At 72.4% G+C, this 17,523-nt stretch carries 14 protein-coding genes; 11 read left to right on the plus strand and 3 right to left on the minus strand.

Annotated features, from left to right (window positions below; genetic code table 11):
• Positions 1 to 181: 181 nt before the first annotated feature.
• Positions 182 to 763, plus strand: coding sequence for a TetR/AcrR family transcriptional regulator (locus AC07AG_RS38680; RefSeq protein ID WP_478761419.1), 582 nt, complete (start codon positions 182 to 184; stop codon positions 761 to 763).
• An 86-nt stretch (positions 764 to 849) separates the two neighbouring features.
• The gene (locus AC07AG_RS38685; protein WP_478761421.1) at positions 850 to 1,224 is read left to right on the plus strand and encodes a DoxX family protein; all 375 of its coding nucleotides are present in this window, start codon (positions 850 to 852) and stop codon (positions 1,222 to 1,224) included.
• On the opposite strand, the gene AC07AG_RS38690 is transcribed toward AC07AG_RS38685, so the two are convergent.
• Positions 1,221 to 2,489 carry a metallophosphoesterase gene (locus AC07AG_RS38690; RefSeq protein ID WP_478761422.1) on the minus strand — a complete coding sequence of 423 codons (1,269 nt, stop codon included), beginning with the start codon at positions 2,487 to 2,489 and terminating at the stop codon, positions 1,221 to 1,223. The genes AC07AG_RS38685 and AC07AG_RS38690 overlap by 4 nt on opposite strands.
• Positions 2,490 to 2,637: 148 nt before the next feature.
• Between AC07AG_RS38690 and AC07AG_RS38695 the strand changes: the two genes are divergently transcribed.
• From AC07AG_RS38695 to AC07AG_RS38715, 5 genes are all read left to right on the plus strand, one after another.
• On the plus strand, positions 2,638 to 3,552 hold the full coding sequence (locus tag AC07AG_RS38695; protein WP_361048213.1) for a LysR family transcriptional regulator: 915 nt from the start codon (positions 2,638 to 2,640) through the stop codon (positions 3,550 to 3,552).
• 165 nt (positions 3,553 to 3,717) lie between these two features.
• Entirely contained in the window at positions 3,718 to 5,103 is a 1,386-nt protein-coding gene (locus AC07AG_RS38700; protein WP_478761423.1) for an MFS transporter, read from the plus strand.
• Between the two features lie 13 nt (positions 5,104 to 5,116).
• Positions 5,117 to 6,790, plus strand: coding sequence for an acyl-CoA dehydrogenase family protein (locus AC07AG_RS38705; RefSeq protein ID WP_478761424.1), 1,674 nt, complete (start codon positions 5,117 to 5,119; stop codon positions 6,788 to 6,790).
• A complete protein-coding gene (locus AC07AG_RS38710) occupies positions 6,783 to 8,024 on the plus strand; it encodes a CaiB/BaiF CoA transferase family protein (protein ID WP_478761426.1) in 1,242 nt (413 codons plus the stop codon). The genes AC07AG_RS38705 and AC07AG_RS38710 overlap by 8 nt, the downstream gene beginning before the upstream one ends.
• A gap of 47 nt (positions 8,025 to 8,071) precedes the next feature.
• Positions 8,072 to 9,253 carry an acyl-CoA dehydrogenase family protein gene (locus AC07AG_RS38715; RefSeq protein ID WP_478761428.1) on the plus strand — a complete coding sequence of 394 codons (1,182 nt, stop codon included), beginning with the start codon at positions 8,072 to 8,074 and terminating at the stop codon, positions 9,251 to 9,253.
• A gap of 16 nt (positions 9,254 to 9,269) precedes the next feature.
• Here AC07AG_RS38715 and AC07AG_RS38720 read toward each other — a convergent pair whose 3' ends face one another.
• Complete coding sequence (locus AC07AG_RS38720; RefSeq protein ID WP_478761429.1) at positions 9,270 to 10,517, minus strand: amidohydrolase; 1,248 nt, start codon at positions 10,515 to 10,517, stop codon at positions 9,270 to 9,272.
• Positions 10,518 to 10,662: 145 nt separating this feature from the next.
• Here AC07AG_RS38720 and AC07AG_RS38725 point away from each other — a divergent pair, with 145 nt between their 5' ends.
• A complete protein-coding gene (locus AC07AG_RS38725) occupies positions 10,663 to 11,109 on the plus strand; it encodes an SRPBCC family protein (RefSeq protein ID WP_478761431.1) in 447 nt (148 codons plus the stop codon).
• Between the two features lie 53 nt (positions 11,110 to 11,162).
• On the opposite strand, the gene AC07AG_RS38730 is transcribed toward AC07AG_RS38725, so the two are convergent.
• Positions 11,163 to 12,617, minus strand: coding sequence for an MFS transporter (locus AC07AG_RS38730; RefSeq protein ID WP_478761433.1), 1,455 nt, complete (start codon positions 12,615 to 12,617; stop codon positions 11,163 to 11,165).
• A gap of 84 nt (positions 12,618 to 12,701) precedes the next feature.
• On the opposite strand from AC07AG_RS38730, the gene AC07AG_RS38735 reads away from it, so the two are divergent.
• The 3 genes from AC07AG_RS38735 (at position 12,702) to AC07AG_RS38745 (ending at position 17,497) form a co-directional block, all read left to right on the plus strand.
• Positions 12,702 to 13,523, plus strand: a complete 822-nt coding sequence (locus tag AC07AG_RS38735) for an AraC family transcriptional regulator (protein ID WP_478761434.1) — start codon at positions 12,702 to 12,704, stop codon at positions 13,521 to 13,523.
• Between the two features lie 241 nt (positions 13,524 to 13,764).
• Positions 13,765 to 15,855: a hypothetical protein gene (locus AC07AG_RS38740; RefSeq protein WP_478761435.1), complete on the plus strand. Its 2,091-nt coding sequence runs from the start codon at positions 13,765 to 13,767 to the stop codon at positions 15,853 to 15,855.
• 4 nt (positions 15,856 to 15,859) lie between these two features.
• Positions 15,860 to 17,497 carry an ABC transporter substrate-binding protein gene (locus AC07AG_RS38745; protein WP_478761437.1) on the plus strand — a complete coding sequence of 546 codons (1,638 nt, stop codon included), beginning with the start codon at positions 15,860 to 15,862 and terminating at the stop codon, positions 17,495 to 17,497.
• Positions 17,498 to 17,523 lie beyond the last annotated feature (26 nt).

Raw genomic sequence — 17,523 nt, forward strand, 5'->3', positions numbered from 1 at the left:
TCTGTGCCCTGGGACGTTAAAGTGGAGGCGCCGCCACTTCACTCGTCCAGGCTAAGTGGAGGCTCCTCCACTTAGCAAGCGGCGGCGGGCGGTGGCGTGCGGACGCGTGCGAACGCGTGCGAAGGCGTATGACGGTGCGCGGAGGCCTGGGAAGGCGAAGGAAGGCAGGGGAGAACCGCCGATGGTCGGAGAGCGAGAAGCAGGCCGCCCGCTGAGGGCGGACGCGCAGCGCAACCGGGACAAGATCCTGGCCGCCGCGGTGCGGGTGTTCACCGAGGAGGGGCTCGACGCGCACTTCGAGCGCATCGCACGGGAGGCGGGTGTGGGCACCGGCACCCTCTACCGGAACTTCCCGACACGGGAGACGCTGATCGAGGCCGCCTACCGCAACGAAGTGGCCCGGCTGTGCGACGCGGTCCCCGACCTCCTGGCGACGATGCCGCCACGGGACGCCCTGCACGCGTGGATGCGCCGCTTCCTCGACTACGTGACCGCCAAGCTCGGCATGGCCGAGGCGCTGCGGGCCGTCGTCGCCTCGGGGGTCAACCCCTACGGCGAGAGCCGCGAGTTGATCCAGGGGGCCCTCACCTCGCTCATGGACGCGGGGGTCGCCGCCGGTGCCATCCGCTCCGACATCCGTCCGGCCGACCTGTTCGCCGCGCTGGCCGGCATCGCCCTCACCTCGGGCGAGCCCGGACAGCGGGAACAGGCCGAGCGCCTCGTCGACCTCACGCTGGACGGACTGGCGCCCGGGGATCGGTGACCGGCGACTGCTGCCGGTGGACGGTGACTTCGTACTTACTGTCCAGTAAGGTCAGCTCCCCGTCCCCGCTCGACCGAGGAGGCAGCATGCCGCTGGCGCCCCGTTCCCCCTTGCTCCTGGCCGGTCTGCTCGCCGGGGCCGGGGTCGCCCATCTCGCCGCCCCGAAGCCGTTCGACGCGACCATCCCGCGCGTCCTGCCCGGATCGCCGCGCACCTGGACGTACGCGAGCGGCGCGGTCGAGCTCGCGCTCGCGGCCGGAGTGGCGCTGCCGCGCACCCGGCGCACCGCGGCGCTCGCCACGGCGGCCTTCTTCGTGGGCGTGTTCCCCGCCAACGTACAAATGGCGGTGGACTGGCGGCGCCGCCCCGCCCCGCTCAGGGCAGCGGCGGTCGGCCGCCTCCCGCTCCAGATCCCGCTCGTGCTGTGGGCCAGGAACGTGGCGGGGGACGCCGGGTCCTAGCCCACGCTGCTCCGGCCCGCGACCGCGGTGGAGGTCGTCGTGGTGTGCGCCAGGTGCGCGGTCCGTGCCGGGACGTCGACCGTGTAGGTGTCCACGGTCATGGCCCGCTCGGAGACCTTGAGCACCATGAAGCCCACGTCGGAGAAGTTCTGCCAGGCGGCGGGGTGGTCGAAGTGGGCTTTTCCGTCACCGGACTTGGCGGCGGCCCCGCAGACGATCTGGCGGGTGCCCGCCGTGCGGGTCGTGGGTTCAAGGACCTGGAGGGTGTGGTCGTGCCCGGACAGGATCAGGTCGGCCCTGCCGCACACCACCTCTTCGTACAGCTCCTTGAGGTGGATCCCGCTCGTGTAGTGCCCGATGACGAATCCGTCGTACGAACCGGCGCTGCCGTGCTTCCCGTTGTTCAGGTAGGGGTGGTGGCCGAGGACCACCTTCCAGCGGGCCCGGGACGCGGACAGCGCGGAGTCGAGCCACTGGCGCTGGGCGCGCATGTAGGGGCCGTCCCACCGGTAGTGGGGCGAGATCTGGGCGACGGTCGAGGCGACGGGGTTGGTGTCGAGGGCGAAGAACTCCACCACCGGGTCGTCACCGGCGCCCTGCCCCTCGGCGGACGGCAGCGTGACGTTGTAGTAGCGGCTCGGCATGTACCAGCGCGGTGAGGAGGCCGCGTACGAGACCTCGCGGTCCCCGCGCGAGGGGTCGCCGCCGCTGCCCGGGATCAGGCCCGAGCAGTCGTGGTTGCCGAGGACCATGAGCCAAGGGACGTCGATGCCGGTGTTGGGGGTCTCGAACTTGGTCCGGAACTCGGAGTCGTGGTCGGACTCCGGCCCGTTCTCGTAGATGTTGTCGCCCAGGCCGACGGCCAGTGATATCCCCTCGTCACGGCAGACCCGCCGGGCGGCCTCCGTCACGGCCAGCTGCTCATCGCCGCCGGTGCCGGCGTCGCCGGTCACCAGGACGGCGAACTCCCCCTTGTGGTTCGGCCCGTCGGGGAACGGGAATTTCGCCGCACCCTGCGCCGCCGCACCCTGCGCCGCCGTACCCTGCGCGGCCACGCCTTGCGCCGCTGTGGCCTGCCGCCCGCCGAACGGCAGGGCCGCGAGCGCGGCTCCGGCGGCCGCACCGCCGAGCAGGGTGCGCCGGTGCAGCGTGAGGGCCTGCGGTCCCCACCTGTCGGCGAGGACCCGGGCGAGCGGCGGGTCGGCCCGCAGCCACTGCTTCTCGGTCAAGTCCGCCCGGGGCGGTATCAGTTCGTCATCGCACATCAGAGCGTTCTCCCACATCGGCGCGGACAGGGGAAGACGATCAGGCGAATTACCGGTGGCGCCCCGGCGATCAAGGTGGTGCGGGAGGTGGTGCGGGCCGCGCGCCCCTGCCCGGCGCGCCCCGGACCGGCGCCGTAGGGTCACCGGCGTGGAGCTCAGACACCTGTCCGGATTTGTCGCCGTCGCCGAAGAACTGCACTTCGGCCGCGCCGCCGACCGCCTGCACATCGCCCAGTCGCCCCTGAGCCAGCAGATCAAGCTCCTGGAGCGTGACCTCGGGGTCAAGCTGTTCGACCGCACCACCCGCACCGTCCGCCTCACCCCCGCGGGCCAGGCCCTCCTGGAGCCCGCCCGGCGGCTGCTCGCCGACGCCTCGGCGGTGCGGCGCACGGTGCGTGCCGCGCATCTGGGCGAGGTCGGCCGCGTCAGCGTCGGCTTCGCCGGGGCCAGCAGCTACTCGGCGCTGCCGCTGCTCACCCGCGCCGTCAACTCCCAGCTCCCGGGCATCGAGCTGGTCCTCGAGGGCCAGACGTACACGGGCGAGGCGCTGCGCCGGGTCGCCGACGGGACGCTCGACATCGGGTTCGTGGCGCTTCCCGTGCGGCGCGGCATCACGGCCCGCGTGGTGCGCATGGAGCGGCTCGTGCTCGCCCTGCCCGACAGCCATCCGCTCGCGGCGCGGCCCGAGGTCCCGGTGAGCGAACTGGCCGGCGAGCCGCTCGTGACGTTCCCGCTGTCCCGCGAGTCCGCGGTGCGCGAGGCCATGGTGCAGGCCTGCCACGAAGCCGGGTTCGCGCCCCGGATCGTGCAGGAGGCGCCGGACTCGTACAACATGCTGGCCCTGGTGGGGGCGGGCGTCGGCCTCGCGGTGGTGGTGGAGTCGGCCCGCAACATCCATCTGGAGCACGTCGTGTTCCGTCCGCTCGCCGGGGACGACGTGCCGGTCCTTCCGATCGCGCTCGGCTGGCGCACCGGCAACCGGTCGGCGGCGCTGCACGCGGTGCTCCGGGTGGCCGACGAGGTCCTGCCCGTACCCGCCGACGCCCCGGATTCCGCTGGATGACGTCTCAGTGCGGGCCGTTATTGGTCTTGGACACCTCCTAATGCCGGGAGGCAGAGTGATCCACGTCTCGCGACGGAGCGAGGACCGGCAGCCGGCCGCTCGGCTCCCCATCCCCACCTCGTCGCCCTCCGTCGCGGGATCTGCCGCCACGAGAGGACGCTCGTCATGCAGCAAGACGCCCCGGTTTCCGGGGACCCGAACGGTGCCCCGGCCCCGGGGGCGCAGGAAGCCCCCGATCCACGACTCGTCCGCGAGGCGCGCCGCGCTGGCGTCACCGCGTTCGTCGGCACCACCATCGAATGGTTCGACTTCTACATCTACGGGTCCGCGTCGGCCCTGGTCCTCGGCAAGATCTTCTTCGCCGACGCCTCACCCGCCGTGGGCACCCTCGCGGCCTTCGCCACCTTCTGGGTCGGCTTCCTCGCCCGCCCCCTCGGCGGCCTGATATTCGGGCACTTCGGCGACAAGTACGGCCGCAAGAAGGCCTTGGTCACCACCCTGACGATGATGGGCGGCGCCACGTTCTGCGTGGGACTGCTCCCGGGGTACGCGCAGATCGGCGCCGCGGCGCCGATCCTCCTCGTCCTGCTGCGCATGATCCAGGGCGTGGCCATGGGCGGCGAGTGGGGCGGCGCCGTCCTCATCGCCACCGAGTACGCCCCGCCCGGCCGCAAGCTCCTCTACGGCTCGTTCGCCCAGCAGGGCTCCCCGGTCGGCAACCTCCTGGCGACCCTCGCCTTCCTGGGCATGGCCCAACTCCCCGACGCGGCCTTCGAGTCGTGGGGCTGGCGCGTGCCGTTCCTGTTCTCCGCCGTCCTGGTCGCCGTCGGACTCTTCATCCGGCTCAGGCTCGCCGAGACCCCCGAGATGCAGGCCGCGCTCGCCCGCAAGAAGACCATCAAGCTGCCCATCAAGGAAGTGCTCACGCGCTCCCCGATGCTCGTGTTCCTCGGCGTGCTCGCCGGCACGGCAGGCGTCGCGATCACCTACGTCAAGACGACCTTCGCGCTCTCCTGGGCCACCGCCGACCTGGACTTCGACCGCACGACGTTCCTCACGGTCATCTCGCTCGCGCTGGTCGTGCAGGTGATCGTGCAGCCCTTCGGTGCCGTGCTCGCCACCAAGTGGCCCGTGCGCAAAGCAGTGTTGTGGATGCTCCTTCCGGAATTCGTCCTGCTGCCGCTGATGTTCGTCCTCGTCGGGACGGGCGACTTCTGGCTCGCCGTCCTCGGCATGGGCCTCGCGACCTTCCCGCACGCCATGTACTACGCCGCGCTCGCAGGGATCCTCGCCCGCGTCTTCCCCGTCGAGGTCCGCTACACCGGCATGTCCCTCTCGTACCAGCTGTGCACGACCCTGTTCGCAGGGACCGCGCCGATCGTCTCGCATTACCTGCTGACGACCTTCCATTCGATCTGGCCCGTCGTCGCCCTCGGCCTCGGCTACACCGCGCTCACCCTCGCCGGTGTGCTGCCCCTCCTCGCCCGCACGGGCGACGCGGCCGACGACACCGCCGAAGTCGCCGACTCCCGTACCACGCAGCCCGTCTGACCTGGAGCCACCTGTGTCATCGCCCTCTCCCGTGAACTTCGCCGACCGGGATCCCGCCCTGCGCCCCCTGCTCGACCGCCTCCTGCCCGCCGACGACCGCGCCCGCGTCGAGCCCCTGCTCACCGAACTCGGCGCGCTCGCCGCGGGCGACCTCGACCGGCAGGCCGCCCTCGCCGACGCCCACCCGCCGCGCCTGATCCCGTACGCCCCGGACGGCACCCGTACCGACGCGATCGAGTACCACCCGGCCCACGACCGCGCCGCCGCCATCGCCTACGAACGCTTCGGCCTCGCCGCGATGTCCCACAGGCCAGGCGTCCACGGCTGGCCCACCAAGATCCCGCACACCGTCAAGTACGCCCTCTCCTACCTCTACGTACAGTCCGAGTTCGGCATGGCCTGCCCGCTGTCGATGACCGACTCGGCCGCCCGCATCCTGCGCCTGTTCGACCCCGAGCGGTACGCGGCCGAGATCGCCGCGCTCTCCTCGACGGATCCCGGACTCCGGGCCACGGGCGCGATGTTCATGACGGAGCAGCAGGGCGGAACCGATGTCGGCCTGACACGGACGGTCGCCACCGACCGGGGCACGCACTGGACGCTCACCGGCAAGAAGTGGTTCGCGTCGAACCCCGCCGCCGACGTGATCCTCACCCTGGCCCGTGTCCCCGGGCAGGGCGACGGCACCCGGGGCCTCGGCATGTTCCTCGTCCCGCACCTGCGCCCCGACGGCACCCGCAACGCCATCCGCATCGACCGCCTCAAGGACAAGCTGGGCTCCAGGTCCATCGCCAGCGGCGAGGTGACGCTCGAGGAGGCCTACGCGACGCCGGTCGGTCGACTCACCCACGGATTCCGGCAGATGGCCGAGATGCTGAACGTCTCGCGCCTCTCCAACGCCATGCGCGCCACCGCCCTGATGCGGCGCGCCGTCCGCGAGTCCGTCGACCACACCCGCACCCGCCACGTCTTCGGCAAGCCCCTCTTCGACCAGCCCCTGATGCGCGCCACGCTCCTGCCGCTGATCCTCGACACGGAGGCCGCGCTCGGCCTGGTCCTGGAGGCGGCGGCCCGGCTCACGGCCGCCGACGACGGGGACGAGCGGGCCGAGGCGCTGGTCCGCGTCCTCACGCCGCTCGCCAAGCACACCCTGTGCAAGCGCGCCCGCACCGTCACCGGCGAGGCCATGGAGATCCGCGGCGGCAACGGCTACATCGAGGACTGGGTCAACCCCCGGCTCGTGCGCGACGCCCACCTCGGATCCATCTGGGAGGGCTCCTCCAACGTCATCGCGCTCGACGTGCTGCGCTGCATGCGCCGCTTCGGCTCCCACCACACCCTCGCCGACACCTGCGGCGACCGCGGGCCGGTGCGCGGCCGCTGGGAGCTCCTGCGCAAGCAGGGCGACGCTCTTCTCGAACTCCCGGAAGAAGAACAGGAGATGAGGGTCGGCCGGTACGCCGACCGCCTCACGCGCGCCGTCATGGCGACCCTCCTGTACGACCAGGCCGACCACGAGGAGCGCACGAGCGGCAACGGCCGCGCCCTCCTGGTCGCCCACACCTACACGGCGCTCCTCGACGACCCGGACGCCGTCCCCCGGACGGCCCTGGACCACCTGGCCGAACTGGCCGAGGGTGGGCAGGTCCCGCTCGCCACGGCCAAGGAGGCCGCCGCACATGCCTGATGAGAACCGCCCCGCGTCCCCAGCGGCCCGCCCCGCGTCCCCGGAGACCGGTCCCGCATCCCCGCTGGCCGGAATGAAGGTCGTGGACCTCTCCAAGATCCTGGCCGGTCCCTACGTCACCATGTCCCTCGCCGACCTGGGCGCGGACGTCATCAAGGTCGAGCACCCCCAGGGCGGCGACCCGACCCGCGCCTGGGGACCGCCCTTCAACGGCCCGGACGCCACCTACTACTTGGCGGCCAACCGCAACAAGCGCTCGGTGACCCTGGACCTCAAGTCCCCGGAGGGGCAGGAGGCCGTCCACCGGATGCTCGCCGACGCGGACGTGATGGTGGAGAACTTCCGCCCCGGCAGCTCCCTGGCCGACGTCTTCGACTACCGCACCCTCAGCGAGCGCTACCCGCGCCTTGTCCTGCTCCACATCTCGGCATTCGGCGACACGGGACCACTGCGCGACGAGCCCGGGTACGACATGGTCGCCCAGGCGAGCGCCGGCCTCATGTCCCTGACCGGCGAACCGGACGGGCCGCCCGTCAAGGCCGGCTACGCGATGGGCGACCTGGGCGCCGCCCTCTTCGGCCTCATCGGTGTCACATCGGCCCTCGTCGAGCGCGAACGCACGGGGCGCGGCCAGTACGTCACGACCTCCCTGTACGAGTCCCAGCTCGCCCTGCACATCAACTGGGCCACCGGCTATTTCGCCACCGGGGAACGGCCCACCCGTCTTGGCTCGGGCCACCCGAGCCTCGTGCCGTACCAGGCCTACCCGGCCTCCGACGGGCACTTCGTGATCGCCGTCGGCAGCGACGGGCTCTTCCGCCGCCTGAGCGAGTCGCTCGGGCACCCGGAGTGGGCCGACGACCCGCGCTTCGCCACCAACCGCGTCCGCGTCACCCACCGCAGGGCCCTCAACGCCAAGCTGGAGGCGGTCCTGGCCGACGAGACGGTGGCCCACTGGTGCGCGCTGCTCAAGCCGCGCGGCGTGCCCGTCGCGCCCATCCGCACCCTCGACGAGGTCTACGACTGCCCGCAGACCGAGGCGCTCGGCATGGTCCAGAAGGTCGACCACCCCGACGTGGGCCCGCTCCAGCAGGTCGCCTTCCCCGTCAGCTTCCGCGGCGAGCGCCCCGCCGTACGCACCGCCCCGCCCACCCTCGGCCTGCACAGCAGGGACGTACTCGCCGAACTCGGCTACGACGACGCGGACATCGACCGCCTGCTCGACCACCCGTGACACCCACGCCACTCGAAGAACCCGAAGAACCCGCAAGGAGCCTGACCATGCCGTTCCCCGCCCTCGACGCCGCCGACCCGCTGAACCTGGAGGCTCTCCTCACCGACGAGGAACGCGCCGTGCGCGACACGGTCCGCCAGTACCTGGACGCCGAGGTGGAGCCGCACATCGCCGACTGGTTCGAGTCGGGCGAGCTGCCGGACCTGCCCGAACTCGCCCGGGAATTCGGCAAGATGGGGCTGCTCGGCATGCACCTGGAGGGCTATGGGTGTGCCGGAATGTCGGCGCGCGCGTACGGCATCGCCTGCCGCGAGCTGGAGGCGACCGACTCCGGTCTGCGCTCCTTCGTCTCCGTTCAGGGGTCGTTGGCGATGTTCGCCCTGCACCGCTTCGGCTCCGAGGAGCAGAAGCAGGAGTGGCTGCCGCGTATGGCGGAGGGCTCGGCCATCGGCTGCTTCGGCCTGACCGAGCCCGACCACGGCTCCGACCCGTCCTCCATGACCACCCGCGCCCGGCGTGACGGCGACGACTGGATCCTCGACGGCCGCAAGATGTGGATCACGAACGGTTCGGTGGCGGCCGTCGCCGTCGTCTGGGCGCGGACGGAGGACGGCGTACGCGGCTTCGTCGTGCCCACCGACACCCCTGGATTCTCCGCGCCGGTCATCAAGCACAAGATGTCGCTGCGCGCGTCCGTCACCAGTGAACTCGTCCTGGACGGCGTCCGGTTGCCCGCATCCGCGCTGCTCCCGGGGGCGAGCGGAGTCGGCGCCCCGCTCACCTGTCTGAACGAGGCGCGCTACGGCATCGTCTGGGGCGTCACGGGCGCCGCCCGCTCGGCCTGGCGGTCGGCGCGCGACTACGCCCTGCAGCGCGAGCAGTTCGGCAGGCCGATCGCGGGCTTCCAGCTGACGCAGCAGAAGCTGGTGGACATGGCGCTTGAGCTGCACAAGGCGACGCTGACCGCCCTGCACCTGTCCGCCCTCAAGGACTCACCGGTTGGGGTCCACCCGGCACAGATCAGCTTCGGCAAGCTGAACAACGTACGCGAGGCCATCGAGATCTGCCGCACCGCGCGCACGATCCTCGGCGCGAACGGTATCTCGCTGGAGTACCCGGTGATCCGGCACGCCAACAACCTCGAGTCGGTGCTGACCTACGAGGGCACGAGCGAGATGCACACGCTGGCCCTCGGCCAGGCGCTCACCGGCCACGCGGCCTTCCGCTGACCGGCGGGCCCGGGTCTCAGGCGCCCAGCTTGTGCAGCGCGGCGCCCACCAGTGTCTGTACGCCCGGCAGCAGGACCGAGAGCTCCGGGGCGAACAGCGGGCTGTGGTTGCCCGGCACCGCGGTGATCTTCTGGCTGAGCTCCTGTCCCGCGGCCGCCTGCCAGGTGTCCTTCGGCGTCGAGGGGACGAACCAGAAGTCGTAGGGCACCCCGGTGGGCACGAGGAGGGAGAAGTCCTCGCTGCCCATCGCGGGCCCGAAGTCGAACACGCTGCCCGCACCGAACAGTTCGCGGTGCAGGGCGGCGATCTCCGCGTCGAGGGCCGCGTCGTTCACGGTGGCCGGGAAGCTCGCGCCGATGCTCACCTCGGGCGGCGCGGGGCACCCGGCGGCCTGGCACTCTCCCTCGACGATGCGGCGGACGGCGGACAGGACCCGCTCGCGCACGTTCACGTCCTGCGTACGGAGATTCAGCCCGAGCCGGGCCTCCGACGGGATGATGTTGGGCCGCTGACCCGCGTTGAACTGCCCCGTGGTGAGCACCACCGCCTCCGATGCGGCCACCTCACGGGACACGACGGTCTGCAGCCGGGTCACGATGTAGGCGGCCGTCACCACCGGGTCGACGGTGGCCTCGGGCCGCGAACCGTGGCCACCGACGCCGGGCACCACGATGTGCAGGTCGTCGGCGGCCGACATGATCAGCCCCGGCGTATGGGCGACGAGTCCCGCGGGGCCGGGGGCGACGTGCTGGCCGAAGACGGCGTCGGGGAGGGGAAAGCGTTCGTGCAGTCCGTCGGCGACCATCGCCCGCGCTCCGCCCCCCGCTTCCTCCGCGGGCTGCCCGATCACCACGAGCGTGCCCGACCAGGTCTCCCGGGCGGCCGCGAGCGCCTCGGCCGCGAACGCCAGCCAGGTGACGTGCATGTCGTGGCCGCAGGCATGCATCACGCCGTCGACGGTCGAGGCGTACGCCAGGCCTGTGGTCTCTGTGACGGGCAGCGCGTCCATGTCGCCGCGCAGCCACACCACGGGCCCGTCACCGTGCCGCAGGACGCCCACGACGCCCGTACCGCCCACACCGGTGGTCACCGCGAACCCGGCACCGCGCAACCGTTCGGCGAGGACCCCGGCCGTGCGGTGCTCCTGGAAGGAGAGCTCGGGGTGGCGGTGCAGGTCCTGGTACAGGTCCTCGAGGTCACGGGTCTTCAGCCCTGAGGTCACGTCCAGGGCCAGGCTCGCTGCGGTGGTGGCTGCCGGGGGCATGCGACTCCTTGCGTCCGAGGTGAGGCATTCACCCTCGCACAGGGCGTGCCGCACGGCAGCGGCCCGGCGCCGGCCGTCTCGGAAGGTGCCTCAGGTGACAAAGTGCAAAAATCGTGCCAGAAGCCCCAGGAGGAGCGTGGTCAGTGTGTCCCGGAACCGCCGCCTGATCCTGGCCTCGCCGGGCGAGGTCTGGAGCCTGCTGTCCGACGGCCACCGGTACGGGGAGTGGGTGACCGGAACGCAGGAGGTCCTCGCCGCGGACCCGCACTGGCCGGCGGTGGGCGCCCGCCTGCGGGTGCGGGTGGGCGTCGGCCCGCTGGTCCTCGACGACACCTGCGTCGTGCGCATCAGCGAACCGGAGAGCCGCCTGGAGCTGGAGGCGAAGGCGGGCCCCTTCGGAGCGGCCCGCATCGCCATGCGGCTGATCCCCTGGGGCGAGCACACTGTCTTCATCCTCGACTGGCATCCGCTGCGGGGGCCGGGCACCCGGATGCACGGACTGCCCGTGGACTACGTGGTCGCGGTCCGCAACGGCATGATGCTGACGAAGCTGGCCCAGATCGCGGTGGGGGAGCACGGCAGGAACGTCTGACCGGCGGGGCCGGGACCGGGGCCGGGCGGCCCCGGCCGCCGCGGGGCGCCGTCTCACTCGCGGCCCTTGCCCAGCAGCGCGGCGACGAACGCGGCGCCGAGGGCGAGCAGGACGGCCGCCACGGTGAGCGCCAGTGAGTAGCCCTCCGTCGCTGCGCGCAGCGGTCCTGCCGATTCGGCCACGGTGTCGCTGCGACGTGCGGCCAGCGTGACCAGGACGGACAACCCCACGGCGCCGCCGAGCTGTTGGACGGAGCTGACGACGGCCGAGCCGAGGCCCGCGTTCTCCTCGGTGGTGCCGGTGACCGCCGCGACCGTCAGGGCGGGCAGGCTCAGGCCGCACCCCACGCTCGTGACGAGCATGCCGGGCAGCACGCCCGTCGCGTAGCCGTCGCCCGGAGCCGCGCCGGAGAGCAGCAGCAGCCCGGCCGAGGTGATCAGGAAGGAGATGACGAGGGCCTGCCGCGTCCCGAGTCTGATCACCGCCCGGGACGAGAGCCACATGCCGGAGAGGATCCCGGCACCGAAGGGCAGGTGGACGAGGCCTGCCTTGAGCGGGCCGTAGCCGAACACGGTCTGCAGATGGATCATCAGGAGGAAGGCCATCGCGTACATGGCGGCGGAGAACAGCAGGGTCGCGCCGTTGGCGACGGCGCGCGTGCGGGAGGCAAGGAACGCCGGCGGCACCAGCGGTTCGGCCACGCGGGCCTCGGTCACGAAGAACGAGACGGCCAGGACGACGGCGAGGATCAGTGGCCCGGCGACGGCAGCGTCGTCCCACCCCGAGTCCCCGGCCCGGAGCAGTCCATGGACCAGGGACAGGACGGCGCCGGTGCCGAGGACCGCACCGGGTACGTCCAGGCGTGCCCGGCGGCTGGCACGGCTCTCCGCGACCAGACGCGGGAGCAGCACCATGGCCATGACGACCACCGGCAGGTTGATCAGGAAGATCCAGCGCCAGGAGGTCAGACCGGTCAGCACACCGGAGACGACCAGGCCCGCCGAACCGCCCAGAGCGGCGATCCCGCCCCAGATGCCGAAGGCCTTGGCGCGCTCCTCGGCGCCGGTGAACAGGAGGGTGATCAGCGACAGCGCGGCCGGGCTCGCCATGGCCGATCCCGCGCCCTGGACGAACCGCCCCGCGACGAGCTGCCAGGGCTCCTGTGCGACTCCGCAGGCCAGGCTCGCGGCACCGAAGAGCGCCACGCCGACGAGGAAGACGCGTCGGCGGCCCAGCAGGTCGGCTGCCCGGCCGGACAGCAACAGGAGCCCGCCGAAGGCCAGGAAGTACGCGTTGACGACCCAGGCCAGGCCCGCGGAGCAGAACCCGAGTTCGTCCCGGATGCTCGGCAGCGCGACACTCACCACGTTGTCGTCCAGGACGAGCATGAACTGCACGAGGCACAGCACGATCAGCGCCGGTCCGCGGCGTCCTGCGCCGCCGGGCGCGGACCGGAGGTCCTCACTAGGACGGTTGAGTACGTGACGTGGCGGGCGGCTTGTCGGCATGGAACGACGCTATGTACAGGCCCAGATGGCCACAATCCGCTATGGGGCCATGCCATGTCGTGCTGAGGACATACGCTGAACGGCATGACCGAGCCCGAATTCGGCGTCGCGCCCACGGGGGTGGGGGCGATCGTCGTGGGGAACTTTCCCCTGTCGGCGGGGCAGTGGATCTCCCCGCACAGCCACCCGCAGCACCAGTTGGCCTGGACGCGGCGCGGCGTGCTCGGCATCGCCGTCGACGACACCCACTGGGTCCTGCCGCCCACCAGGGCGCTGTGGATCCCCGCCGGGGTCGTCCACCGCACCGGTGCCACCCGCGACGCGGTGCTGCGCAGTCTCTACCTCGAACCGGACCGGTGCGCCCTGAACTGGGCGGAGCCCACGCCGGTCGGCGTGGACGGTCTCCTCGCCCACCTGATCGACCACCTCAACCGGCAGGACCTCGCCGACGAGGCGCGGTTGCGGGCCGAGGCGGTCGTGCTGGATCTGCTGCACCCGTTGCCGACCCTGCCCATCGACGTGCCGTATCCCGTCGATGATCGCGTGTGCGCCGTGGCCGACGCGCTGCTCGCCGACCCGGCGGACCCGCGGGGTCTGGAGGCGCATGGACGGGCTGCCGGAGTGAGCAGGCGCACCCTGACGCGGCTGTTCGTGCGCGACACGGGCATGAGCTTCGACCGCTGGCGCACCCACGTGCGACTGCGGGCCGCACTGCCCCTGCTCGCCGAGGGCCAGCCTGTCTCCCGGGTCGCGCATGCCGTGGGGTACGCGACGCCGAGCGCGTTCCTCGCGGCGTTCCGCCGGACCGTCGGCACGTCCCCGAAGCGCTACCTCGACGCAGGCACCGACGGGCCGCACGGCGTCCGTCAGCCGGGCCGGCGCACGTCCGTGGGGCCTGCCGCCTAGGAAGCCAGGATGCGCAGGCCCGCACCTCCCGCGCCCCAGATGCGGACCTGGCTCACGACGACGCGGTCAGACCCCGCACGTCGTCGAAGGCGTCGCCCTCACCGGCACGCTCGATCGAGAAGGGCGTCAACCGACCTTTCCTGCATGAAAGTTGATGTATTCGGAAGGCATGCCCAGTACGCTCCGTGCGACATTGACCACACGCCGCACAGCGGCCACGTACGGCACGGGGGTAAGCCGGATGAGCCGGGAGCTGGGATTCGAGGGGCTCATCGAGGACCAGGGCTTCTTCCCCAGGCTGCTCGGCCGGAACGCCCGGGGACGCGACGAGAAGCTTCTGTACGGGCCCGACCTGCCCGTCGTGCTGCTCACCGGCGGGCCGGGCATGGGCAAACAGCGGCTCCTGGAGCTGCTGCGGGACCGGTTCGGGCGCAAGGTGCCGGTGGCGTACGTGGACTGCGCGGACGCGCGGTACGCCGAAGAGGCCGCGCGGCGCCCGTCCTGCCGCTCGGAGACGACCGAGACGATGTACGACGTCGCCCTGCGGATGAGCGAGTGGGAGGGGCCGGGAGGCGCCCTGCCCGCGCCCCGCTTCTTCGCCGGGATGGCGGCGGTGGCGGCGGGCGCCCGGCTGCGGCGGCGCGAGCTGGACCAGGAACTGGCCCGCCACCGCGTCCTGTTGCAGCCGCGCAGGGCGCTCGGCCGGTTCGTGCGCAATCTGCTCACCGGCTATCTGTCCGCGCTCGCCGGGGTGGTCGCCCCCGCGGCGGCGCCGCTGGTGGGAGCCGCGCTGACGGAGTTCCTCGAGAAGCTGGCGAGCACCGGCGCCGAACCGGTGCGCGCGACCTACGGCGACTATCCCGGCGCCGCCGGAAGTGCGGGCACCGGGCTGCGGCTGCTCGCCCACGACTTCCAACAGGGCGGCGAGGAGCGGCGGTTCGCGGAGGGCTTCCTCTTCCGCGCGCTGCGCGAGGACCTGGACGCCGCCTACACCGGACTCGGCGCCGCACTCACCCGGGTCGGCCGCCCCGCCGTACTGCTCCAGCACGCCAACTGGCCCGTGGGCCGCGCACTCCTGGCGGCGGCGCTCGCCGACCGGGCCGACGGCCACCGCGAGCGCACGGTGCTCGTGGCGAGCGAACGCATGGCAGAGCCGCTGTTCCTCGCCGACGAGCCGCGCACCGAAGGGCTCGCCGTCCACCGGCCGGATCAGGAGGAGCCGCCCGGCTGGCAACGGCTCGCCACACGCGGCCGGTTGGGGCAGGGCGTGCTGCTGCTGCGGATGCCGCGGCTCACCACCGAGCACATCCACAAGGAGCTGCAACAGCACACAGGCGGTGCACCGGAGGCCGCGCGCCTGCGGCGGGCCCAGAGCGCGGTGCACCGGCTGTCCGGCCGCCGCCCCCGGATGGTGCAGCGGCTCGTCGAGGCGGCCGGGGAGCTGCCGGAGCTGGACAACGACCGCGAGCTCCTCGACCAGCCCGCGCGGCTCGACGGGGAGACCCGCGCCGTACGCGACGTGCTGCTCGCCGAGTTGGTGCTGCGTCAGCTGCCCGAGCGGCTGCCCGTCGAGCACACCGACCGCTGGCTCGACCTGCTGACCCAGCTGTCGGTCGCGCACACCGGCGACTGCGCCCGCGCCCTGCTGCGCGGCCCGCAGCTGGAACAGCTGGCCGGCGGACTCACCGCGGACGAGGTGGGGCGTTATCTCCTGGAGAGCGGCTGGCCCGCCTGCGAACGGCACTTCATCGGCGACTTCGGCCTCCGCCAGCTGCTCATGAGCAGACTGCACGGACCGCCCGAAGCGGGCGCCGAATGGCGCCGCAACCACAGCCTGGTGCACACGCACTACCGCAGCCGGGCGGAGTCCCCCGACCGCGCCTTCGGCACCACGGCGGCACACGGACTCAACCACGACCTGGTCGCCAACGGCCCCGAGCGAGCCGTCCACCACCTCGCCGCCACCTTCCCTTCGGACGGCGTGGGCGCCGAGGAGTGGTGCGACCAGCTGCTCGCGCTCGCCCAGGCCCCCTCGCCCGGCGGCCGCGACGAGCGGCACGCCCGGATGAGGGTGGCCCGGGTCGACGGCACCAAGCTGGAGCGCCAGCTGGACGAGCTGCTGCACGCCGTGTGGCTCTGCGAGGAGCGCACCCGCCCGCCGGACATCGCCGCGGCGGACCGGATGGCGCAGCTCCTGCGGGAACTGGCCCGGGAGTACGCCGCGGCCGCGCCCGTGCTCACCGCGCGGGCCGGGCACTGGGACCGCCGCGCCCGCAACCGGCAGCCGCTGCAGTCCTGTTCCTGTACGGCCCACATCGGAGAGGGGAGCTGAGCGGATGTTGCAGACCGCCGCCGACTGGCTGCACGAGCACCTGTGGAACACGCTCCTGAAGAAGATCGTCACCTGTGCCGTGGCAGCCGTCCTCGCCCTCGGGGCGTACGGCCTCGTCTCGCGTCTCACCGAGGAGGCGGGCAGCTGTGCCGACGGCGTCACCGAGTCCGGCGGCGAGTGCATCGGCGTCAACGGCTCCGGTTACGACTTCGGGGAGCCGGAGATCGCCCCGGTCGCGGCCCGCATCGCCGAGGAGAACCGCCGCATCGACAAGCAGCCGCACGTGAGCGTGGCGATGATGCTCCCGCTGCAGCCGGATTCGAAGGCCGAGCGGCGGCAGCTGCGCAGCGAGCTGCAGGGCGCCTTCCTGGCGCAGTACCGCGCCAACCGGGAGCCGGGCAAGCCGGTGGTGCGCCTCGTGCTCGCCAACCCGGGCAAGGACTACCTCCGGCAGGACGAGGTGGTGCCCGACCTGGTGCGGATGGCGCGCTCCGACCGGGACAACCTGCGCGCGGTGACCGGCTTCAACCTCTCCCTCGACGCCACCAAGGACGCGGTGCGCAGCCTCACCGAGCAGCAGGTGCCGGTGCTCGTGGCGCGGGCGTCGGCGAGTTCCCTGGCCAACCGGGAGAGCAAGGACGGGACGTACGACTTCAAGGGGCTCGCCCGGATCATCCCCACCAACGAGGAACAGGCGCGGGCGCTCGCCGCCTTCAACGGCAGCCGCGAGGACCGCCAGACCGTCCTGGTCCGCGACACCCGGCCCGACCCCTACGTCCGCTCACTCGCCCGCGCCTTCCAGGGGCTGCCGGAGGACGGACCCGCGGGCCCGGACGACATGACCTTCACGTCCCCCGGGGTCGCCGACCCCGGCGACGTCGACAACCAGTTCAGGCCGACGGTCAACACGATCTGCAACTCGGGCGCGGACACGGTCTACTTCGCGGGCCGCTCCACTCATCTGCGGCTCTTCCTCAAGCGCCTCGCCAAGGAGGCCTGCGCGGAGCGTAGGTTCACCGTGGTCTCCGGCTCGGACGCGGCCTCCCTGAACAACCGGATGACCGACGAGGACTGGGCCGAACTCCGGGACGGCTCCGGCAAGCCCCGCATGACCGTGCAGTACGCCGCACCCGCCCACCCCGCCTCCTGGCGCACCGAGATACGGCGCTGGCAGGACGACGAGAAGAAGCGCACCGGGAAGAAGCCGCCCGCGTCGAAGGCTCCCGGCTCACTGCGCGATCCGCTGGACGAGCTGACCCGGCTGGAGGACACGGTCACCTCGCTGGAGTCGGCGGGCCGCGACATCGGCGCCGTGGAACTCGGCGACTCCCGCACGATGATGGTGCACGACGGGGTACGCGCCGCCGTCGAGGCGATCCGCGGTGCGAAGCCCACCGGCGAGGCGGCACCCTCCGCCGAACAGGTGGGCAACCGCTGGGCCACGATGCAGTCGAAGAACCGTGTGAACGGCACCAGCGGCCGCATCTGTCTCACCAAGGCGGGCAACCCCTACGACAAGCCGCTCGCGGTGGTCGCCCTGAAGCCGGGCACGAAGGCGGGACCGGGCACGCTGGACTTCGTGGACCTGGCCTGGCCCACCGGCAGGCCACAGCCGGAGGACTGTGTCGTACGGGGCGGCTAGCGGACGGCGCGGCCGGCAGGAGGGCG

The sequence above is a fragment of the Streptomyces sp. NPDC044044 genome (assembly GCF_056434405.1).